This is a genomic window from Salinirubrum litoreum (assembly GCF_020567425.1).
Classification (GTDB): Archaea; Halobacteriota; Halobacteria; order Halobacteriales; family Haloferacaceae; genus Salinirubrum; species Salinirubrum litoreum.
Map to the genome: position 1 here is coordinate 1,270,500 of NZ_JAJCVJ010000002.1, position 21,404 is coordinate 1,291,903.

Genomic DNA, 21,404 nt, shown 5'->3' on the forward strand with positions numbered 1-21,404 from the left:
GATCTCTGTGTCAACGACGACTCAGACGCGGTTCACGTCGAAGATCGACACGTCGTGGTCGGTCTCGCCGGTCTCGGCGTAGTCCGCCAGCACCTCGCCGATCACGCTGGCGAACTTGTAGCCGTGGCCGGAGAAACCCGCCCCGACCGTGACGGCGTCGTGGGCCGCCGGTCTGCCGAGCAGGAAGTGGTCGTCACCGCTCATCGTCCACATGCACGTCGTGAGCCCCATCGTCGGCCCTGCGCCGTCGGGGAAGTAGCGCTCGACGAACCGACGGTGGAGTTCCTCCTCGACCTGCGTCGGTTCCCGGTCGGTCGCCTCCGGATCGGCCACCGGTTGCGGGTCGCCGAGGCCGACTTTGAACCCCGGCACGTCGTACTGCGGGAAGCCGTAGCCGCCGTCCGCGAGCGCACTCTCGCCGTCTGCACTCCCGTCCCGCAGGACGAAGACGGGGAAGGTCTCGGGGGTGAACAGTTCGGGTCGGTCGGGCTGGAACCACGCCATCACCGCCCGGACCGGCACCGTCTCCGCGGCGAGGTCGGGAAACAACTCGCGCGTCCACGGCCCGGCGGTCAGGACGAGTTCGTCCGCCTCGTACCGCCCCTTGTCGGTCTGCACGCGAACTCCCTCGCTCGTCTCCGACCACTCCAGCACGCGCTCTCTGGCCCGGATCGTCGCGCCCGCCGCGTGGGCCGCCTCGACGTGCGCGACGGTACACTGTTCGCAGGCGAGGAAGCCGCCCTCGGACTGGTAGACCGCCTCGAAGTCGTCGGGGATGTCGTAGGCCGGGAACCGCTCGCCGAGTTCGGCCGCGTCGAGCGTCTCGTAGGGGACCTCGTGGGCGTCACACGCCTCTCGGGCGTCGGCGACGAGGCCGGACTCGGGTGCCCCGGCGTGGACCGACCCGGTGACGTGGAGCAGGTCGCGGCCGGTCTCGCGTTCGAGGTCGCGCCAGAGGTCGTAGGCCCGGTCCACGAGGGGGACGTAGTCGGCTCCCTCGTGCTGGACGCGCCGGACGATGCGGGTGCTCCCGTGTGAGGACCCGCGGGCGTGCGGGACGTCGAAACGCTCGAGACCCAGTACGTCCAGCCCTCGGTCGGCGAGGTGATACGTCGCCGCACTGCCGACGCCACCGACACCGACGACGATGGCGTCGTAGCTCTCTGTCATGGGCCGACCACGGTGTCGCGGGTGGTATAGCTTCGGTCGGTCGGCCGCTGGGTGGTCAGTGCTCGATAGTCGGTGCTCGATAGTCGACGCTCGTTAGTCGACGCTCGATAGTCGGTGTCCGGCGGTCGGTGACGTCCCGACCCTCACCCGGACAGCAACCCGTCGAAGCGGCCGGACTCCGCGTCCTCGGACACCGTCACGTCGGCGTCCAGTAGTTCACCCGCGAGGGCCGCGACCGCCGGGCGCAGTGTCGCCTCCTCGGTCGCCACCGAGGGTGCGTCGGCCAGCGCGGTCGTCGGGGACTGCGGGACCGTCACGCCGGCGTCTACCGCGTCGGGCGCAGGGTCCGGCGTCGCTCCCTCGTTGGCGACCACCAGGTCGGACTCGACACCGACGTCGGCGAGTCTGGCGTCGACGCTGGCGACCGCGTCTGCACCACGGGTCGTCGCGGGTGCGACGACGCCGACGCGATCCACCGCGTTCACCGCGCTCACGGACTGGTTCGCGGCGACCGGCGGCGTGTCACAGAGCACGTAGTCGAACCCGTCTGCGGCGTCCGCGAGCACCGTCTCGAACCGGCGTGCCGCGGCGGCGGTCTTCGCCTCGGCGAGACGCGTGAACGGTGCCGACGTGGGGTAGCAGGTGACACGTCCGTCCCGTCCATCCCTTTCGACGTGTCGGTCGCCCCGGTCGCGTCCATCGCGGTCGGCTTCGGTGTCAGAATCGGTCTCTGCGTCGGGGTCGGATCCTCCCCCCGCCACCGCGACCGGCAGTTCGACACCCGCCTCGGCGAGTGTCGCTTGCTCGGTGAGGACGCCGGTGAGGTCCGGGTCGAGTGACCCGGCGAGTGCGTCACCGAGTCCCTGTGTGGCGAACGCGGCGTCGAAGACCGCGACAGCCTCGCCCTCGCGTGCGAGGAGTGCGGCGGTCTCGAGCGTGAGTCGTGTCGTGCCGGCACCGCCGGTCGCACCGACGAGTGCGGCGGTCGTCGTGTCGGCCATGGGGGACGTTCTGACGGTTCTCCGGTTTAAACTTCGTGGAGTCGGGCGGGAATCTATCGCCGGTCGAACCGACTCCCGTGGCGTCGTGACGGGTCGTGCTCAGTCCGACGCCCGAATGCCGTCGGCGACGTCGTCCAACTCGGCGTCCGACAGGTCGGGGCGACTCCCGGCGGCGACGTGGATCGGTCCGCCGCCGTCACCCTCGAACCGGGGGATCACGTGCCCGTGGACGTGCGGCACCTCCTGCCCGGCCGCCGTGCCGTTGTTGAACCCGACGGTACTGGCGTCGGCGTCCACGGCCGACTCGATCCGGGGGACGAGTTCGTGGAGCGCCGCGAACACGTCCCGCGCGACGTCTGCGGGCATGTCGCCGATGGTCTCGTGGTGCGTCTTCGGGACGACCAGCGTGTGCCCCGGCGCGAGGGGGTTCGCGTCGAGAAACGCCACCGTGGTCTCGGTCTCGTGGACGATACGCCCCGGGATCTCGCCCGCGACGATCTGACAGAAGATACAGTCGTCGGTCACGTCGGGAGCGTCGGTCGGTGAGGTCAAGAAGGTTTCCGCACTCTCGCAGGGGCCACGAGAGTTCGGTGCTGTCGGTGACTCTCACGCTCCGACCGTCACGACTCGCGCAGTCGGTCGATCCGGTCGCCGGTGGGCGGTGTGAACCCGAGACGTCCTGCGAGTCCACCGCGAGACGGGTCGCTGTCGTGGAGGGCCGCGACACGTTCCAGCGTCTCGGCGAGCGTCTCGTCGCCGACCCGCGTGGCCGTCGCCGCGTCGGCACGCACCGCCTGTCGGCGGGTCAGGACACCGAGTGCGACGATGCCGAGCAGCGTGGCGACCACACCGGGGAGCGTCGGCACTGGACCCGCGCCGATCAGCAGGACCGCCGCGATGAGGCCGAACGCGCCGACCTGCCGGAGTTCGAGCGTCCGGTGGCGGGCCTGCTCGGTCCGGAGTGTGAGCAGTGCCGTCAGTTCCCGATCGTCGAGGGCGTCGAGGGCGTAGTCGGACAGGAGCAGTCGTTGCCAGCGACCGTACCCCCGCAGGTGGACCTCGACGGTCTCTGTGGCGTCGGAGGGCAGTATCCGGGTCGGGGCGTCGATACCGGCGGTCGCGGCGAGGTCTGCGAGTCGTCGACGCTCGGCGTCGGTAGGGGCACGCGTCCGGCGTGTGCCGGCGATCACTACTGGACTGGCGACCGTGGCGAGCAGAAAGACGACGAGGAGGGCGGCGACAGCGAGCAGTGCCGACCCGCCGGACAGCGGCGCGGTGGTGACCGGGAGTACGACCGCGACCACCGCGAACAGCACCGCGAGGTAGCGCCCGAAGGTGCGCGTCGCCCGGAGCAGTCCGGTGTCGAGGTCGCGGATCTCGCGGATCGCCGGCAGTGTGCCGGCGTAGGCGACCAGACAGACGACCCAGACGCCGACCAGCGAGACGGCGGTTCCGGCGACGGTGCCGACGACCGACTCGGCGAGCGTGGGGGCGACGCGAGCGACCAGTGCACGGCCGGTCTCGCCGCCACCGACGACCCACAGCAGGCCGAACGAGCCGAGACCGACCGGGAACAGCCCCACGAGGAGGAGTCGTCGGAGCCAGCGAACCGGGTCGTCGGTGCGGGCGAGGAGTCGACCGGCGAGCCAGAACGTCGGACCGGCGACGACCGTGAGGACGGCGGTGGTGAGCAGGACGGCGAGGACGGTGATCGCGGAGAGGGCCATACCGGTGTCGGACACGCCCGACAGGAAACGGTTTCGGTGGGGTGCCGCCCCGGCGGTGCTGGCTCTCAGCCGGTGAGAACCGGCAAACACTGCTATCGCCTCTGCCGGCGTAGTTCGGGTATGGACACCGAACAGTTCGCGGCGATTCAGGGGATCGAGATGGACGAGGAGGCGGCGGAAGAACTCCTCCGGCGGGAGGGCGTCGGCGTGCTGTCGCTGGCAGACGACAGTCTGGCCTACTGCGTCCCGGTGTCGTTCGGCTACGCCGACCGGTCGATCTACTTCGTCTTCCTCCAACCGAGCGAGGACAGCGAGAAGATCGCGTTCGCCGACGCGACCCGCGAGGCGAGTTTCCTCGCGTTCATCCGACCGAGCAGACACAACTGGCAGAGCGTCATCGCCCGTGGGCCGATCCACCGGCTCGACGAGGGCGAGTGGGACGAACTGGTCGAGGCGATGGCCGACAACGCGTGGTTCCCGAGTCTCTTCGCGGAGACGGAGCCGATGCAGGACCTGCTGGGCTACGAACTCCGGGTCGACTCGCTGACCGGGATGCAGAGTCGTGCCGCCGAACACTCGGCGTGACTCGCCGCCGGCGGGCCTCGCCTCCTGCCCCGAACCGTCGGTCACTCCGACTCGATCTCACTCCGCCGAGACGACGCCCTCGACCCGGCCGGTGAGCACCGTCTCACCGCCGTCGGTCCCCGAGCCGTGGTCACTCGTCGCCGACTCGCTTTCGTCCCCGTCGGCGACTCGGACACACGTCACCTCGGCAGTGATCTCGGCACGCGAGGCGGTCTCGGTGTCGGAGCCGGCTCCCGTCGCGTCGTCTCGTGGCTCGACGGCAGTCGTCTCCCAGTCGCACCTGACCGTCTCGCCGGTGTAGACCGGCCGGTGGAAGTCGAACGCCATGTGGCTCGCCAGCACGTCGAGGTCGCCACCGACGACGGTCGGCAGTGTCGCGGTCAGGAGTCCGTGGACGACGTAGCGTCCCGCTTCGTCTGGTTCGGTGTGGATCGACTGGTCGTCGCCCGAGAGCGCGGTGAACCGCTCCACGTCTTCGGCGGTGAAGGTGCGCCGGACGCTGTGGGTCTCGCCGGGGGTGGGGAGCGACATACCGAGGGGGTGACGCCACGGACGGAAAGCAGTTGGTCCCGACCGACTCGGATACCGGCCCCGACTCAGCCGCCGTCCGGTGCGGCCTCGACGGTCAGCGTGTCGAGCACTCGCCGGACGTACTCCTCGTCGGAGAGGTCGCCGGCGACGAACGACTCGGCCCACGCCGACTCCGCGCGCCACTCGCCGATCACCACGCCGTCGCTCCGGGTCGGCGTGGCTCGCAGTGTCGTCACGGACCAGCCGTCGCCGACGACCTCGGCGAAGTAGCCGGCGACGTAGGCCATCTCGGTGACGACCTCCTCGCGGGTGGCGGCGGTGCTGGTGTACGCCAACTCGGCGACGTCGGCCGTCTCCAGCGACAGCACCGACACCCGAGACTGGACTCTCGACCGAAACGACTGGGCGTAGTTCGGACCGGACGTGGTCGTCTGCGTGGTCTCCGTGGCGGTCGCTGTGTCTGTCGCGGGGTCGGCCGTCTCTGACTGCTCGGTCGGTGCCGGGGTCTCGCTGGGATCGCTCTGGCTGGTACAGCCGGCGAGCAGGCCACTCCCGAGTACCGCGAGCAGGGTGCGTCGGCGCATGTACTCGCCGACACTCGGCTCGGATAAAACGCTGACTGTCCGGTACGCGGTCGGATACGTCGTAGACACGTCGGCCGGATACGTCGTGGAGAAGCTGGTTGGGTCGGTTGCCGACACCGAGATGTGAAAGCCCCCGGCGTTTCGACCACTGTCAGCGGCACGCTCTGAGAAGCCTTCGTCACCGGCGCTGTGCGCCGGTTGCTGGCGAGAGCTTCGCTCTCGCTCTGTCGTCGGCGCGCCGCGCCGACTGCTGGCGGGACCGCCGGTCCCGCTCTGCTCACGAGACCGACGGCCCCGTTCAGTCCCACCCGAGTGGGCGAAGGCGCACGCAACTCGCTGTTGACTTCCACAGATCACACAACTCCCGGTGGACCAGTCGGTTTCAGCGATAGCCTCCCTGCGACCGTCGGCGTCGCCCGAAGCGGCCCCAGGCCGCCGAGGTGCGCGAGCTGAACCTCGCCCGAGGCGGCCTCACGCCGCCGAGGTGTGATGCCCGAGGCGACCCTACGCCGCCGAGGTGTGGTGCCCGAGGCGGCCTCACGTCGCCGAGGTGTCGCGCCAGCCCGGTCGACTGGTGCGTGTGCTGTGAGAAAAGTCGTATTCCGCGCGTCTCACCCACTGCTCGCTCGGCGTTTCGCACGATTCGTCGCCACCGCGAGGACGATAGCGATCGCGGTCAGCGTCACCGCGCCGGCGGCGGCGATCTCGTGGGCCGGCGAGACGTGCTGGACCGCGCCGTTCACGATCGGCTCTGCGGGGATCAGCGTGTGGTGTGGCGTGCCGACGATGGGGACGAAGTAGTCGACCAGATCGTTGAAGCCGTACCACGCGACCGCGACGCCGATCGCCGGCAGGGGGAAGTCGCTGTACCGGTAGATCAGGAAGGCCTCCACGACCATCGCGAGGTGGCTCCAGAACAGGAAGTTGTACATCGCCCAGTGCAGGTACGAGAACTCCTGCTGGAAGGCGAGGAGAACGTAGGGCGTCCACGCGCCGAGTTTCAGACAGCCGAAGAAGGCGAGCACGTTCACGTACTCGTTCGACCGGCCGAGTTTCCACAGCGCGAGCGAGGCCGCGATGAAGAACGTCGCCACCGGACTGTCCGGCACGAAGGGCCACATCACGACCGGTTCGATGGAGAACTGGAAGCCGTAGTACCAGAAGCCGAAGGCGGTCCCGACGAGGTTCGTCAGGACGACGAGCCACGCGATGTTGAGGCCGACGTTCTCCAGCCACTCCGGCAGGGGCGCGAGGTACCGCGGCACGTCGGCCGGGGCGGGGAGTCCGTCGCGGGTCGTGAGCCGTCGGATCGTCCCCCGGACGGTCGAACGCGAGGGGGTCGCCATACCCGGCAATAGCAGGCGGGCGTAAAGTGGGTGGCGGTCCCGGTGCTCGCGTCCGCCGGGAGTCCGACCACCGGAGAGCGCCGGGCAGGGCTGTCGGGAACGACCGCGTTAAGTGGTTCGCGCCCAAGTAACATCCATGCCTGAGGAGACCGATCTGGAGGAACTCAAGCGCGGGACCGAACTGGTCAAGCGAGGCTTCGCCCGGATGCAGAAGGGTGGGGTCATCATGGACGTGGTGACCCGCGAACAGGCCCGGATCGCCGAGGACGCGGGCGCGGTCGCGGTGATGGCCCTCGAGGCCGTCCCGGCCGACATCCGGAAGCGGGGCGGCGTCGCCCGGATGCCCGACCCCGTCAACGTCGAGGAGATCATCGACGAGGTGTCCATCCCGGTGATGGGCAAGTCGCGGATCGGCCACACGATGGAAGCCCGGATCCTCGAATCGCTCGGCGTGGACATGATCGACGAGTCCGAGGTGCTGACGCCGGCCGACGACGACTACCACATCGACAAGCGCGACTTCGCCTCCCCGTTCGTCTGCGGGGCGCGCAACCTGCCCGAGGCCCTGCGCCGGATCGAGGAGGGCGCGGCGATGATCCGGACGAAGGGCGAGGCCGGCACGGGCGACGTGAACCAGGCCGTCACCCACCAGCGCAACATCAAGGGTGCGATCCGCGAGATCCAGGGGAAGACCCACGAGGAACGCGAGAAGTGGGCCCGCGAGCACGAAGCGCCGGCACATCTCGTTCACGAGACTGCAGAGCAGGGCCGCCTGCCGGTCGTCAACTTCGCGGCCGGCGGCATCGCCACGCCCGCCGACGCGGCGCTGATGATGCACCACGGCTGTGACGGTATCTTCGTCGGGTCCGGCATCTTCGGCGCGGAGAACCCCGAGAAGATGGGCACCGCCATCGTCGAGGCCGTCAACAACTGGGACGACCCGGACCGACTGGCCGAGATCGCCAAGGGCATCGGGAAGGGCATGAAGGGCCAGTCGAACAGCGACATGCCCGACGAGGAGAAGTTGCAGGGTCGCGGCGTCTGAGGACGCGACGCCCTCGATGCGGTCGCCGAACAGGCTTTTCTCGCGGGCGGTCGAAGGCCCGCCATGGCCGACGAATCCGACATCGCGGTGGACGTAGAGGTCGAAGTCGAGGTCGACGGACAGGAACTGGAGATCGAGGTCGGCGAGACGCAGAGCGCCGAAGCCGAGTTGGAGGTCTCCGGCGTCGAGATCGAAGTCGAAGTGGAGATCGAGAACCGTGGCGAGGGGAGTGACGACGAAGGAAGTGTGGGGGACGACGACGAGGAGTCCGAAATCGAGGGTGAAGCGAGTGAGGACGAGAGCGAGGCTGAAGACGGGAGTGATCGCTACGTCGATCTGGACGACGCCGACGAGAGGGAGAGCGACGACGGCGAGTAGGCTCGGAGCTACGTGGGTTTCGAGTTCGGTCTTGGCGTCGAGGGTGCTGGCCGTGACTCCGCCAGCGACCGCTTCAGCAACCGCGACAGCACCGCAGACCGCACCAGCACCGCGACTCGATCCGGTGCAAACGGAATATTCGACTGCGACAGCACAGCATCCGCGACTGCAGACAGCAACAGCACCACTACTCGTGCTAGCGCGAGGAACCGCACCCGCGACCGCACAGCACCGCACCTCGGACCTCCCCAGCCTCGGGTCGCGCACGAGAGCGCGACCCTCCCTCGCGCACGTTTCTCGCGCGCGCCGGATTCGAGGTGAAAGCGCACGCAACTCGGGGTTTATAAGGGATTTCGAACGTTTTTATACCCCTCACAGACGGCAGGCTCGTCACCCGTTCCGGCCGATTCTGGAACCCGGATCAGGACGCGATCTGCTGGCGACCGGAATCGAGGCGTGTTCGAGCGACAGCGAGAACCGCCTCGCAGTCCGTGTCGCCAGCAGTCGGGGAGGTTCGGGGACGACTGCGACGACCGGGTTCCGAACCGAGAGACGATTCGCCGGGTGACGACCAGTGACGACACGATGGGTCGCAGAGTCGGGTGGGACTGAAAGGGGCCGGTCTCTCGACCTGTCCCCGACGCCGGTAGCACCGCAGGGAGGGAGAGCGAGCTTGCTCGCTCTCCCGACTGAGGCGCGCACCAAGTCGCGGGCAGTCGAGAGACCGGGGGCTTTCATCACTCGTCGTCCACGACCGAGTTCACGTCAGCGACCGACTCGACCAAGCCACCGTCCGCGACCGATTCGACCGAGTTCACGTCAGCGACTCACTCCGCGTCCAACTCCTCCTGCCACGCCTGCACCTTCGCCATCAGTTCCACGGGCGGCGTCTCGTTCACGTCCGTCCCGCGCAGTTCCGCCAGCACGCGCTCGGTCTCGGGGTCGAGCGCCGGCCCGTCTGCCGGCGCGTCGTCCGAGCCACCACCCGACTCAGCATCCGAACCACCCACCTCTGTGACCTGCCCGCCGTCCGACTCCGCGCCGGCGAACTGGCCCGACGACAGGTCGAAGACGGCCTGCACCGGTTCGCCCGAGCCACCGCCCTTCGCCTCGACGGCCTTCTCGTCGCGCAGGCGATCCAAGACGGTTCGGGCGCGCGAGACGACCGGCCCCGGCACGCCCGCCAGATCGGCGACGTGAATCCCGTAGGAGCGGTCTGTCGCCCCGTCCTCGACCGTCCGGAGGAACGTCACGTCGCCGTCGCGTTCGTCCGCCGCGACGTGGACGTTGTGGACCCTGTCGAGGTGCTCGGCGAGGCCGGTGAGTTCGTGGTAGTGCGTGGCGAAGAGCGTCTTCGCCCGGACGTGGTTGTGGAGGTACTCGGTGGCGGCCCACGCGATGGAGATACCGTCGTAAGTCGCGGTCCCCCGGCCCACCTCGTCCAGAATCACCAGCGACTCCTCCGTGGCCGAGTGGAGGATGTTCGACAGCTCCTGCATCTCGACCATGAACGTCGAGCGACCCTGCGCGAGTTCGTCCAGCGCGCCGACGCGAGTGTAGATACCGTCGACCAGTCCCACGGTCGCCGCGTCTGCGGGGACGAAACTGCCGATCTGTGCGAGCAGGACGATCAACGCCGACTGGCGCATGTAGGTCGACTTCCCGGACATGTTCGGGCCGGTGACGATGAGGAAGCCGCGCTGTCGATCCATCCGGAGGTCGTTCGGCACGAAGTCGGTCGTCGTCTCCACGACCGGGTGCCGGCCGGCGGTCACGTCGAGCGGTCCCGGGTCGGTGAGTTCCGGCCGGACCCAGTTCTGGCTCGCGGCGTGAGTGGCGAGCGACGCCAGCGCGTCGATCTCGGCGAGAGTCCTCCCCACGTCCTGCAGCAGTTCGGCGTGGTCGGCCACGCGCTCCCGGAGGTCGCCGAAGAGGTCGTACTCCAGGTCGCCACGGGCCTCTTCCAGCCGGAGAATCTCGCGTTCCCGTTCCTCCAACTCCTCGGTGACGAACCGCTTCGAGTTCTTCAGCGTCTTGATCTCGCGGTAGTGCTCGGGCACCTGATCGGCCACGGACTTCCCGACCTGGACGTAGTAGCCGTCGGTCTTGTTCCGGTCGACCGTGACGTGACTCAGGCCGTGCTCGCGCTTCTCGCGGTCCGCGAGGGTGTCGAGCCACTCTCTCGCCGCCTCGTGGTCGTCGATGATCGCGTCCAGTTCGTCGTCGTAGCCCTTCCGAAAGAGGCCGCCCTGCGTGACCGTCTTCGGCGGGTCCTCGGCCAGCGTGTCGGCGAGTTCGTCGTGGAGGCTCGCGGCCGTCTCGCGGTCCGGGCGGCGGATCACCTCGGCGAGTGGCGAGTCGGCGAGTTCGGTCCCCTCGATGGCGTCGGCGACCGCCGGCAGGAGCGCGAGGGTGTCCCGAACCGACAACAGGGCGTGGGCGTCGGCGCTCCCGGAGACGGCACGGGAGGCGAGGCGTTCGAGGTCGTAGCCGCCGTCGAGGGTGTCCCGGACGCGCTCTCGTGCGAGGGCGGCCGACGCGAGTGCCTCCACGGCGTCGAGGCGGCGGTCCAGTTCGTCGCGGTCTCGGCGGGGGCGCGTCACCCACTCCCGGAGGAGGCGACCGCCGGGACTGGTGACGGTGTGGTCGAGGGTGTCGAGCAGGCTCCCGGAGCGCCCGCCCTGCATCGTCTCGGTGAGTTCGAGGTTGCGCTGGGTCGTCGCGTCGAGTTCGACGTGGTCCCCGGCGTGGTACGCCTCCAGTCGGGTCATCGACTCCCGGACGCCAGCGCCGGTCTCGGCGACGTACGCCAGCACGGCCCCGGCGGCCTGCACCGCCCGGTCGCTGTCGACGCCGACACTCTCCAGTGCGCCCGCGCCGAACTGCTCGCGCACGGTGTGCCGGGCGCGACCGGGGGCGAAGGCGTCGGGGTCGGCGAGCGAGAGCGTCGCGTCGAGGTCCTCGCGGACCCGCGAGAGGAACCGCTCGTCGTTCCGGACCGCCGGACCCGGGACCAGTTCGACCGGGCCGAACCGGTACAGTTCGGCGTGGGCGTCGGCGGTCGACTCGACCGCCGTCACGAGGAACCGACCGGTGGTCACGTCCGCGAAGGCGAGTCCGTACTCGGCGTCCGCGGGGTCGCTCGTCGGCGACTCCTCGGGCCCGGCCCGGACGACGCCCGCGAGGTACTGGGCCTCGGCGTCGGTGGTCTCCAGCAGTGTGCCGGGTGTGACGACCCGCGAGATGCGCCGGGCGTGCCCGTCGTCGGTCTCGTACTGGTCGGCCACCGCGACCCGGTAGCCGCGTTCGACGAGCGCCTTCAGGTACGGCGTGAGGTCGTCCACCGGCACGCCGGCCATCGGATAGGAGGAGCCGTGTGAGGACTTCTGGGAGACCTTCAGATCCAGTTCGCGGCCCACGGTCTCGGCGTCCTCGGCGAAGAACTCGTAGAAGTCGCCACACTGCATCGTCAGGAGGTCGGCGTCTGTCTCTTCTTTGAGCGAGAGGAACTCGCCGACGATGCCCGTCGCAGTCATACTACGGTGTGGCGGGTGAGCGGGGTAAAACGCTGTGGGTCTGGCCCGGGTCGACCCCGGCTCGCGCACCGACGCCGGTTGTCACGCTGACAGGATTAAGTACTCGTACAGCGTCTCGGCGCGCATGAGAACCCACAGTGACGACGTCGGCACAGCCGGACTCGCAGTCGAGGCGCTCGCGCCCGAGGACGCCTTCGCACTGCTGGGCAACGAGATCAGGATGGGCGTGCTGGAGGCGCTGTGGCGCGCGCTCCCCGACCGAGTCAGCTTCTCCGACCTCCGCGAGACGGTCGGCGTGCGCGACAGCGGGCAGTTCAACTACCACCTCGGGAGACTCACCGACCGGTTCGTCCACCGGAACGAAGACGGCTACACCCTGCGCCCGGCCGGGACGCTCGTCATGGGTGCGGTCGTCTCCGGGAGCTACACCCACACCGGACGCGCCGACCCGATCCGCCTCCCGGACCCCTGCTACCTGTGTGGCGGCCCACTCGTGTTGACCTACGAAGACGAGCGCGCGACCATCGCCTGCGAGGACTGCGCGGAACTGGTGACCGGCGCGACCGTCCCGCCGGGTGTGCTGGCCGACTACGACACCGACGACCTGCCGGGAGTCGTCGCCGCGTTCGTCCGGACGCTGGTGCGACACGCCCAGGCCGGCTTCTGTCCGACCTGTCACGGCCGGATGGAGGGTCGACTGCAACTCGTCGACGCGACCGACACTCACAGCGCCGATGCCGACACCGCCGACCCGACAGTCCGCGTCAGCTACGACTGTGCCCGGTGTCCCGAGCGAGTCCAGGCCAGCGTCGCCACCGCGATCATGGAGACCACGCCGGTCGTCGCCTTCCACGACGACCACGGTATCGACGTGACACGGGAACCGACGTGGCGACTCGACTGGCTCCACGACGACGCCCTCGACGTCGTCTCGACCGACCCTCTGTGCGTCCACCGGACGATCACGCTCGGTGACGACCGACTGACCGTCGTCGTGGACGCCGACCTCGCCGTCGAGCCGATTCCGACGGACGACCCGGTCCTCGTGGACGCCGACCGCGACGCCGTCCCGCAGGAGCTACGTGGCTCGCGCCCCGACGAGCCGGTATGAGCGATCCGGACACCGGCACCGCCGACGCGACCGACGAACGCGCTCCGGCCTCAGCGACCGACGACCGACCGATCTCCCTCGCGGACGCCGCGGAACTCGACGCGCTGGTCGCGGACCGCGACCTCGTGCTCGTGGAGTGTTTCACCGAGGGCTGTGGCATCTGTGCCAGCATGGAACCGGTCCTCGGCAACGTCGCCCGCGTGACCGACGCGACCGTCGCGCTGGTGAACCCCCGCGACGACCCCGAACTGATCGACCGGTTCACGATCCAGTCGGTCCCGACCCTCCTGCTGTTCGTCGAGGGGGAACTGGTCGCCCGCCTCGCCGACGGCTTTCAGGGCGTCGAAGCGGTCGTGGCGTTCGTCGAGTCGAACCGCTGACCCCGGCGAGCGCCGACACCGCGCCGACACCGCCCCGCTGAACTGTCCTGCTCAACAGTTAATCCTCTCCGCGTCGTCTCTCCACGTATGAGCCGAGCAGAAGCCTACGACGGACTGGTGGCGTGGGAGGAGTGCCCGAACTGCGGATTCCGCGCGTTCGCCACCGACGCACCTCGTGTGTGCCCCCGGTGTGACACCGAACTCGTGTCGGCGACGGAGTGACCGACTCCGACGCGTCGACCCAGCGTCACCACACCCGTCTCAGACACCCTCGACCAGCCGTCGCAACTGCGCCGGCGGGACCGCCCCGCGTGCCGCGTACCCCTCGTAGACGAACGTCGGCACGCCGGTCACGCCGGCCTCCCGTGCGTCGGTGAACTGCTCGCGGACCTCCGCGTGGAGCGTCTCGTCCGACAGGGCGTCCGCGACTTCCTGTCCGTCGACGCCCGCGGACTCGGCGAGATCCACGAGGAGATCACGGTCGCCGATGTCCGCACCCTCCTGCCAGAGCGCGTCGAAGATCGCCTCGTCGAAGTCCAGCCACGTCTCGTAGTCGTAGTGACGCTTCACGTGGATCGAGGCGACCTGCGCCGGCAGGGAGTCGATGTCGGTGGCGATGTCGAGGTTCATCGCCACGTCGTACTGCTCCTGCAGGCGGCGGACGTTCTGTTTCGCCTGCTCGAAGTACTCGTCGTCTTTGCCGTCGTCGACCGAGTGGTCTATCTCGCCGTCCGGACCGCGCTTGTGCGATCGGAGGTCGAACGGTCGCCAGTCGATTTCGAGTGGCTCGTCGCGGTCGGCCTGGTACTGCCGGAGGGACTCGCGCCCGAGGTAACAGAACGGGCAGACGTAGTCCGAGTAGACCGTGATCTGATCGGTGTCGTCCATACCAGCCGAAGTGTGCCAGCACTGGTAAACGAACCGTTCGCGGTCGTGTGTACCGGGAGCCCGGTCGAGAGACGACCGGATCACTCCCGCCGCGTCAGCGCCCACTCCGCCGCCGTTCGCACGTCCTCGCTGTCGTCGGTCTCGGCCAGTCGCGCCAGCGCGTCGGTCGCCTGCTGGCCCGAGAAGCCCGAGAGTGCCGACACGAGTCGGTAGCGCAGTCGGTCGTTCTCCGCAGCGTCGAGCAGGTCGACCACCGGACCGACCGCGCGCTCGTCGTCCAGTTGTCCGAGCGAGACGGCCGCCTGCTCGCGGACCAGATCGTCCGGGTCGTCCAGTGCGTCGAGCAGTGGCTCGACCGCCTGCTGGTCGCCGAGGTTCCCGAGTGCGTTCGCGGCCGCCCGCCGGACCGGCACGTCGTCCGCCGCATCCTCCCGTCTCGAGTCGCCCGACAGCGCGTCGATCAGCGGCTCGGTCGCGCGCTCGTCACCGAGTCGGCCGAGGGCGTCCGGCACGCGCTCCCGAACCGCCGACTCGTCGGTCAGCGCGGTCAACAGCGCCTCGACGGCGTCGTCGCGTCGGTCGTCGGTTGCTGTCTCTCGCCCCTGCTGTCGGCCCGCGAACTGCTGGCCGAGTGCAGTGACGGCGGTCGCGCGAACTTCAGCGTCCGGATCGGTCGTGGTCGCCCGACAGAGCGCCGTGGTCGCCGCCGGCGTCGTGACGCTCCCCAGCAGGTCCGCGACCGCGCGCCTGACGGCCGGCGTGTCGTCGGACAGCGCCGGGACGAGTCGGTCGGCGACTGCGGCGAGGTCCGTGTCCGCGTCGGCGGTCCCGTCGGCGAACAACTGGAGCGTCTCGGCGGCCGCGACTCGCACCGGTCGCTCGTCGGCCAGTCGGTCGGCGTGGAACGCCGGCCCGCGAGCGTCACCGATCGCCCGGACTGCCGCCGCCCGGACTGCCGGTTCCGCGTCCCTGCTGGCGACCTCGGCGAGCGCCTCGACGGTCGCGTCGGCTCTCGGACCGTCGGCGAGCGAGCGAACTGCCCGCCGGCGAACGTCGGGCGCGGCGTCGTCTCGGGCGGTGTCGAGGAGCGCAGTTCGGCTGTCCGCGTCGCTCGGTGTGAGTGCCTCGGCGGCGGCCGCCCGGACTGCGGGTGCCGGGTCGGCCAGTGCCCGTCGGAGCGAACTGCCGGTGTCGGTCCGGCGGAGCAGGCCGAGCGTCTCGGTCGCCGCGACGCGACGGGTGACTGCGGCGTCGGTGCCCGCCTCGGTGTCTGCCGTGCCGGCCGCCAGCACCCCGGCGAGTCGGTCGGCGACGGCGGGCGTGTCGAGCCAGCCGAGTGCCCAACTCATCGCGTCCCGGAGCGGGAGGTCCTCGCTCGTCGGTGCCGAGCGCGTGGCGTCGAGTCGGAGTCGGGCGTCGGCGAGGTCCGGGCCGCCGAGCAGGAGCGCGCTCCCGTCGAGGAGTTCGAGCGCGGCGACCGCCGGCGTGGCGGCGAGTCTGGCCGCCCCGATGTCGTCGGTCGTCTCGCCGTCGAGGAAGACGGCGCTGGTCTCCTCGGGGCGGGTGAGGTCGCCGAGATCGGAGCCGTCGGCCGAGTCGGGCAGGGACGTGTCGAGGTCGGTCAGTGCCGCCTCGGGTGCGACGAGACCCCGGTCGAAGTCGAACCGCTCGAACAGTTCGATACAGCGGCCGAGCAGTGCCAGCGCGGACTCGGGGTCGTCGGTGCCGGCGGTCGGGACGAGTCGGAGCCAGTCGTCGCCCGCCGCGTCGAGTCGGAAGCGAACCGTGCCGACGCGGGCGAAGGAGAAGGACAGCGAGCAGGGGAGGCCGTCTGCGAGTGCGTCGGTCAGGTGGTCGTCGGGGTGGTCGCCACGGTCGGCGAGAAAGACCGCGACGTTTCGGTAGACGGTCGTGTCGATGCCCGCCGGATCGTGCCACGCGACCGCCCAGTCGCTCATTGACGGGACGGCGTGGTGTGACGACTTAAATCCGTGGGAGGCTGGTGGACTCGGTGGTGGGTGTGGACCGTCAAGAGTGAGCGCGTGCGAGCGATGTGATCGCTGTCGAATCAGTCTCGGACGACGAGTGGTGAAAGCCCCCGGCGTCTCGATGGCCCGCGACTTCCTGCGCGCTTCCCTCAGGCTGGCGAGCAAGCTCGCCAGCCTTCAGTCCAGTGTTGTCGGGCGACACGAGAGTCGCCCGACTGCTGGCGAGACCTCCGGTCTCGCTCTGCTTGGTGCGTCGGGGGCCAGTCGAGACGCCGGCCCCGTTCAGTCCCACCCGACTGATTCTGCGGAGACTCATGCAATTCGCGGTGGACCAGTCGGATCAGCGTGGGCGCCTCCCTGCGACCGTCGGCGTGCCTGAGGCGGCCTCACGCCGCCGAAGTGCGTCGCCCGAGGCGGCCCTGCGCCGCCGAGGTGCGCGACACGAGGTCGCGCCAGCCCACTCGACTGGTGCGTGTGACGTGAGTCGAACTTCTGCTGTGTTGTCGCAACGCGGTTGCGGTCGGCGCGCGTGACCTGACGCGTGCGAGGGATGAGTAACGCAACTGGCGCGCCCCTCCTGGGCGCGCCGACTGAGCAGAGCGAGACCGGAGGTCTCGCCAGTAGTCGGGCGACTCCCGTGTCGCCCGACGACAACGCAGTCGGCTGGGGAGGCTCGTGGCTACTCCGATTGCGGTGCGGTGGCGGATGCTGTCGCGGTTGCGGTCGTCTCGTCGGTGCGCTAGATCGAGTAGCGGCGTCGTTGCGGTCGTTGTCGCGGTCACAGTCGCGGTTCGGGACGCCAGCCTCGCCACAAAAATCGTCGCTTGCGATGCTGTCCCACCGTCTCCTCACTATCAAACGCCCAGTTCCTCACGAACCACGAGTCAGACCACACCGAACGAAAAATCCGCGTCGGCCCGCACCACAGCCTTCCGAGTACGTAATCTCGTCCGATTACGCGATCTCGTCGTACTGATCCGACAGCTTCTCGGCCGCCTCGTCCATCAGGTCCTGTTCGTAGTCGGTCAGGTCCCACTCGACGACCTCCTCGACGCCGTTCGAGCCGAGTTTCACCGGGACGCCGAAGGCGGTGTCCTCGTAGCCGAACTCGCCGTCGAGTTTCACGGAGCCGGGCAGGACAGCACCGGTGTCGCGCAGGACGGCCTCGACCATGTGGGCGACGCCCGTCGCCGGACCCCACTGGGTCGCGCCCTTGCGCTCGATCACGTCCATCGCGGAGGCCTGCAGTTCGCCGAGGATCTCCTCCTTCTCGTCGCCCGAGAACTCGGGGTCCGCGCCGTCGACGCGAACCTTCGAGAAGACCGGCACCTGCGCGTCGCCGTGCTCGCCGAGAATCGTCGCCTCGACGTTCTGGACCGGCGCGTCGAAGCGCTCGGAGAGGACGTAGCGGAACCGGGCGCTGTCGAGTCGGCCGCCGAAGCCGATGACCGAGTGGCGGTCGCGGTCACCGGCCTCGTAGAGGTGGCGGTTCAGCAGGTCGACCGGGTTCGAGGTCGTGATGGAGACGAAGTCGTCGTTGTACTCGGCGAGCGAGGAGCCGATGTCCTCCATGATCGGCGCGTTGTCGCCCGCGAGGTCGATGCGGGTCTGGCCGGGTTGGCGCGGGATGCCGGCCGTGATGACCACCACGTCCGAGCCCTCGGTTGCCTCGTAGCCGCCCTGCCGGACGGTCGTGTTGGAGTCGTACGCGACGCCGTGGTTCGTGTCGGCGGCCTGTCCGACCGTCTCGTCTTCCTTGTCCGGGATGTCCACGAAGACGAGTTCGTCACAGATGTCACGCAGCGCGATGTTGTACCCTGCGGCGGCCCCGACCGTGCCAGCGGCGCCGACCACGCTAACTTTCGTCATACCACGTAATTCTGCCACAGCACGCCCGTTAAGTACTTCGGAACCCCCGCGAACGGTCCGCGAACGACGAATCTACGGTTCGACGACTGTCGATACCCACGGCACCGCGCGACTCACTCGGCTTCGTCCGACAGCACCTGCCAGTCGGTCTCCGTGGTCGTCCCCTCGTCCGTCAGGACCGACTCCGGTACGTCGGCACCGACCAACTCGGCCCACTCTACGACCCGTGACCCGTGGTCGTGTGTCTCCATTTCGTTCCGACGAACACGGTCGCAGTTCTTAATCATTGTCCCTGTCTCCGAGTGACTGAGAATCGGCCGTGTCGAGTGGGCATCTCGCCCGGCAACCGCGACTCCCCACGCCCGACGTGTCGCCGCTCACCACACGTCCTGCCGGAGGTCCATCCACGTCACGACCGCGACGTGCGGGAGCGTCAACACCGCGATACCGACGAGATACAACCCCAGCAAGCCGGCGCGGTCGCCGGGCGCGGTCGGGACCGCGAGGTAGAGTCCGGCAAAGAAGAGCAGTGCGCCGACCGTCGCCGGCGTCGCGTCCCTGGCGAACCGGACGAGCGCGCCGAGGTAGTCGCCGGCCGCCAGCGCCGACGCGCCGGGGTCGTCTACCACCACGAGACGGGCGATGTGCCGGAGCGCGTGCCACAGGGTGAAGTACAGCCCGATGGCGAGAATCGGCGGGACGAGCAGGAAGAAGAGCCACAGCAGGGCGACCTCGCCCGCGTCTCGGAGCCAGCCCCGTCGGAGCTCCCCGTCTTCGGCGTCGGTCCCGGCCCCTCTCTGACCGGCACGCACGCGCCACAGTCCCGCTCCGAGCGAGAGGAGCGTCACGGCGAGGAAGCCCACGGCGACCCCGGTCCGGGCCCCGGTCGTGAAGAACGGTGCGAGCGCCGACACCGACTCGGGTGCGAACAGCCGAACCCACGCCTCTGCGACCGCCCGGTACTCCCCGGGGAACCCGACGAGCGGGACCAGCATCGGCAGGCCGCCCCGGACGACCAGTGCGAGGGCTCGCTCGGCGCGGCTCTGGAGGTGGCCGGCACGCTCGAACGCGAGCATCGCGTAGACGTCGCCCTGCCCCCAGTGGAACCACGTCAGCAGGACGAAGAACACCGCCGCCGCGACCGGGACGACGTACCACGCGACGAGGTAGAGACCGCCGAGGAGGGTGTAGACACCCAGCACTGCGAGCAGTGGCCGGAGCGCGTAGCCACCCTGCCCGAGCATCCGCCCCGGCACGAGGTGATCGACCGCGCCGTGCGGCAGGCCGAACAGCAGGACGCTGACGACGAAGGGGGCGTAGCGCACTTCGACCGGAAGCGGCGGCAGGAGCGTCACGAGCAGGGTGGCGACCGCGATGGCGGCGACCGAGGGGCGGACGACCGCCGCGGTCAGGTGGCGTTCGAGTGCCGGCGGCAGGCGCTCCGCGACCGACATCTCAGATCGTCCCGTCGGCTCGCCACTTGTCGATGACCCACTCGAACAGCACCATCCCCTGCACGACCAGCAGGTTCGTCACGAGGAAGAAGATGGCCTCCTCGATCGGGAGGCCGAGCAGGTCGACCCCGGTGGAGAGGTCGTCGGAGATGGTCCAGACGCCCAGTCCGATGGCGATCCTGTCCGCGAACCAGAGGTAGACCGTCGGCACTGCGACCGCCAGCCCCCAGCGTCGCCACGTCCGGCGGAGGTAGTTCGCGCCGACACCCCACTGGAGCGCGACGACCGGGCAGGCCCACACGAGAATCGCACCGAGGTAGTAGCCACCCGGCCGACCGAGCAGGAGTGCGCCGACACCGGCGAGACCCAGCCACGCCAGCGCGCCGACAGCGCGGGGCAGTCGGTCGAAGTCGCCCGGTTCGTAGGTCGGATCGAAGCCGAGACAGTAGAGCCACAGTCCCGTCAGAATCGGCTGGAGGACGAAGAAGGTGTACTCCTCGACGGGCGCGTCGCCGATCCGGAACAGGACGGTCCCCTCGCCGTACCACCAGACGCCCTGCTGGATCAGGTAGTTGTCCCACGGCGTCGTGTAGAGCAGGGCCGCCGCCGTCATCAACGCGAGACCGACTCGCCCGACCCGCCGACGTTCGGCCGGCAGGTGGGGGACCGCGTAGGCGACCACGGCAAGCGGCGGGAGGACGAACAGCAGGTGAAAGCCGACGTACGAGAGGATCGTCATCGGGGCTGTGCGAGCCAGCGCCGTCTCGTCGCACGATTCATGTCACGAAGCTGGGGGCGGAGGTCGCATAAGCGTAGGGGTGTCGGCGCGACTGTCGGCGTCTCCTCTGCGACGTGTGTCAACACAGCACGCTGTCCGAGACTGCTCCGAGAACGTGAAACTCGTCAGAGAGTATAAGTCGGTGCCGTCCGTTACACACTCTGGGTATGGCGTCGCCAACGATGGGATTAGAGGCGATTTCGCTGTGGATCGGCACGGTCGGGATGGCACTCGGTACCGTCTACTTCCTCGCGAAGGGATGGTCCGTGGACGACCCGAGAGAACAGGAGTACTACATCGTCACCATCTTCATTCCGGCCATCGCGGCGGTCTCGTACTTCGCGATGGCGACGGGCTACGGCCTGATCGAAGTGGACGTGACCGGCCTCGGCACGCTCGACATCTACTGGGCGCGGTACGCCGACTGGCTGTTCACCACGCCACTGCTACTGCTCGATCTGGGCCTCCTGGCCGGCGCGGACCGGAACACGATCTACACCCTGATCGGGCTGGACGTGTTCATGATCGGGACCGGACTGGTCGGCGCGCTGGCCACCGAGGGACAGCTGTTCCGGATCGTCTGGTGGGCGATCTCGACGGGCGCGCTGATCGCCCTGCTGTACTTCCTGCTCGGCGAGATGACCGAGCAGGCGAGCAAACAGCCGGGTGACGTGGGCGCACTGTTCGGCAGACTCCGGAACCTGACGGCCCTGCTGTGGGCCATCTACCCGGTGGTCTGGGTACTCGGCACCGAGAGCGGGCTGGCGATCATCCCGCTCGGCGTCGAGACGGCCGCGTTCATGGTGCTGGACCTGGCCGCGAAGGTCGGCTTCGGCTTCCTCCTGCTCCGGAGTCGGAGCGTCCTCTCGGCGGCCAGCGGGCACGGTGCGACCGCAGTCGCCGACGACTGATCCGACGCGCGGTCCCACTTCTCCACGTTCGACGACTCGACAGCGACGACTCTCCGCGAACGTCGGCTTTTGCCGAACCAATACGCTCGTCGGCTGTTGCCAGATCAGTGCTGACGTCGGCT

21 protein-coding genes are annotated in these 21,404 nt (G+C 69.2%); 7 read left to right on the plus strand and 14 right to left on the minus strand.

Annotation, left to right across the window (positions count from 1 at the left end; genetic code table 11):
* Positions 1–21 precede the first annotated feature (21 nt).
* The 4 genes from solA to LI337_RS14940 form a co-directional block, all read right to left on the minus strand.
* Positions 22–1,170: an N-methyl-L-tryptophan oxidase gene (gene solA, locus LI337_RS14925; protein WP_227230683.1), complete on the minus strand. Its 1,149-nt coding sequence runs from the start codon at positions 1,168–1,170 to the stop codon at positions 22–24.
* A gap of 143 nt (positions 1,171–1,313) precedes the next feature.
* Positions 1,314–2,171: a ParA family protein gene (locus tag LI337_RS14930; RefSeq protein WP_227230684.1), complete on the minus strand. Its 858-nt coding sequence runs from the start codon at positions 2,169–2,171 to the stop codon at positions 1,314–1,316.
* Between the two features lie 99 nt (positions 2,172–2,270).
* Positions 2,271–2,696, minus strand: a complete 426-nt coding sequence (locus LI337_RS14935) for an HIT family protein (protein WP_227230685.1) — start codon at positions 2,694–2,696, stop codon at positions 2,271–2,273.
* A gap of 95 nt (positions 2,697–2,791) precedes the next feature.
* Positions 2,792–3,898 (minus strand): hypothetical protein, encoded by a 1,107-nt coding sequence (locus LI337_RS14940; protein ID WP_227230686.1) that lies wholly within the window; start codon positions 3,896–3,898, stop codon positions 2,792–2,794.
* Between the two features lie 120 nt (positions 3,899–4,018).
* On the opposite strand from LI337_RS14940, the gene LI337_RS14945 reads away from it, so the two are divergent.
* A complete protein-coding gene (locus tag LI337_RS14945) occupies positions 4,019–4,483 on the plus strand; it encodes a pyridoxamine 5'-phosphate oxidase family protein (RefSeq protein WP_227230687.1) in 465 nt (154 codons plus the stop codon).
* Positions 4,484–4,540: 57 nt separating this feature from the next.
* Here the strand turns inward: LI337_RS14945 and LI337_RS20110 are convergent, their stop codons facing one another.
* The 3 genes from LI337_RS20110 to LI337_RS14960 all read right to left on the minus strand — a co-directional run bounded on the left by LI337_RS20110 (position 4,541) and on the right by LI337_RS14960 (position 6,944).
* On the minus strand, positions 4,541–5,014 hold the full coding sequence (locus tag LI337_RS20110) for a MaoC/PaaZ C-terminal domain-containing protein (protein ID WP_303645263.1): 474 nt from the start codon (positions 5,012–5,014) through the stop codon (positions 4,541–4,543).
* A gap of 65 nt (positions 5,015–5,079) precedes the next feature.
* Positions 5,080–5,598 carry a DUF8159 domain-containing protein gene (locus LI337_RS14955; RefSeq protein WP_227230688.1) on the minus strand — a complete coding sequence of 173 codons (519 nt, stop codon included), beginning with the start codon at positions 5,596–5,598 and terminating at the stop codon, positions 5,080–5,082.
* 611 nt (positions 5,599–6,209) lie between these two features.
* Positions 6,210–6,944, minus strand: coding sequence for a DUF1405 domain-containing protein (locus LI337_RS14960; RefSeq protein ID WP_227230689.1), 735 nt, complete (start codon positions 6,942–6,944; stop codon positions 6,210–6,212).
* 136 nt (positions 6,945–7,080) lie between these two features.
* On the opposite strand from LI337_RS14960, the gene pdxS reads away from it, so the two are divergent.
* Positions 7,081–7,989, plus strand: coding sequence for a pyridoxal 5'-phosphate synthase lyase subunit PdxS (pdxS, locus tag LI337_RS14965; RefSeq protein WP_227230690.1), 909 nt, complete (start codon positions 7,081–7,083; stop codon positions 7,987–7,989).
* 63 nt (positions 7,990–8,052) lie between these two features.
* Entirely contained in the window at positions 8,053–8,367 is a 315-nt protein-coding gene (locus tag LI337_RS14970) for a hypothetical protein (protein ID WP_227230691.1), read from the plus strand.
* 827 nt (positions 8,368–9,194) lie between these two features.
* Here LI337_RS14970 and mutS read toward each other — a convergent pair.
* Positions 9,195–11,903, minus strand: a complete 2,709-nt coding sequence (mutS, locus tag LI337_RS14975; RefSeq protein WP_227230692.1) for a DNA mismatch repair protein MutS — start codon at positions 11,901–11,903, stop codon at positions 9,195–9,197.
* 124 nt (positions 11,904–12,027) lie between these two features.
* On the opposite strand from mutS, the gene LI337_RS14980 reads away from it, so the two are divergent.
* The 3 genes from LI337_RS14980 (at position 12,028) to LI337_RS19970 (ending at position 13,616) form a co-directional block, all read left to right on the plus strand.
* Positions 12,028–13,014 carry a DUF7351 domain-containing protein gene (locus LI337_RS14980; protein ID WP_227230693.1) on the plus strand — a complete coding sequence of 329 codons (987 nt, stop codon included), beginning with the start codon at positions 12,028–12,030 and terminating at the stop codon, positions 13,012–13,014.
* On the plus strand, positions 13,011–13,394 hold the full coding sequence (locus tag LI337_RS14985; protein WP_227230694.1) for a thioredoxin family protein: 384 nt from the start codon (positions 13,011–13,013) through the stop codon (positions 13,392–13,394). The genes LI337_RS14980 and LI337_RS14985 overlap by 4 nt, the downstream gene beginning before the upstream one ends.
* An 87-nt stretch (positions 13,395–13,481) precedes the next feature.
* On the plus strand, positions 13,482–13,616 hold the full coding sequence (locus LI337_RS19970) for a hypothetical protein (protein ID WP_264475010.1): 135 nt from the start codon (positions 13,482–13,484) through the stop codon (positions 13,614–13,616).
* Positions 13,617–13,655: 39 nt separating this feature from the next.
* Here LI337_RS19970 and LI337_RS14990 read toward each other — a convergent pair whose 3' ends face one another.
* From LI337_RS14990 to LI337_RS15015, 6 genes are all read right to left on the minus strand, one after another.
* Entirely contained in the window at positions 13,656–14,282 is a 627-nt protein-coding gene (locus LI337_RS14990; RefSeq protein WP_227230695.1) for a DsbA family oxidoreductase, read from the minus strand.
* Between the two features lie 80 nt (positions 14,283–14,362).
* Complete coding sequence (locus tag LI337_RS14995) at positions 14,363–16,240, minus strand: HEAT repeat domain-containing protein (RefSeq protein WP_227230696.1); 1,878 nt, start codon at positions 16,238–16,240, stop codon at positions 14,363–14,365.
* Positions 16,241–17,224: 984 nt separating this feature from the next.
* The gene (gene mdh / locus LI337_RS15000; protein ID WP_227230697.1) at positions 17,225–18,139 is read right to left on the minus strand and encodes a malate dehydrogenase; all 915 of its coding nucleotides are present in this window, start codon (positions 18,137–18,139) and stop codon (positions 17,225–17,227) included.
* Between the two features lie 113 nt (positions 18,140–18,252).
* On the minus strand, positions 18,253–18,390 hold the full coding sequence (locus LI337_RS15005) for a hypothetical protein (protein ID WP_227230698.1): 138 nt from the start codon (positions 18,388–18,390) through the stop codon (positions 18,253–18,255).
* Positions 18,391–18,516: 126 nt separating this feature from the next.
* On the minus strand, positions 18,517–19,593 hold the full coding sequence (locus tag LI337_RS15010; protein ID WP_227230699.1) for a Brp/Blh family beta-carotene 15,15'-dioxygenase: 1,077 nt from the start codon (positions 19,591–19,593) through the stop codon (positions 18,517–18,519).
* Between the two features lies 1 nt (position 19,594).
* On the minus strand, positions 19,595–20,332 hold the full coding sequence (locus LI337_RS15015) for a lycopene cyclase domain-containing protein (RefSeq protein WP_227230700.1): 738 nt from the start codon (positions 20,330–20,332) through the stop codon (positions 19,595–19,597).
* Positions 20,333–20,538: 206 nt separating this feature from the next.
* On the opposite strand from LI337_RS15015, the gene LI337_RS15020 reads away from it, so the two are divergent.
* On the plus strand, positions 20,539–21,282 hold the full coding sequence (locus tag LI337_RS15020) for a bacteriorhodopsin (protein WP_227230701.1): 744 nt from the start codon (positions 20,539–20,541) through the stop codon (positions 21,280–21,282).
* The last annotated feature ends 122 nt before the right edge of the window (positions 21,283–21,404 follow it).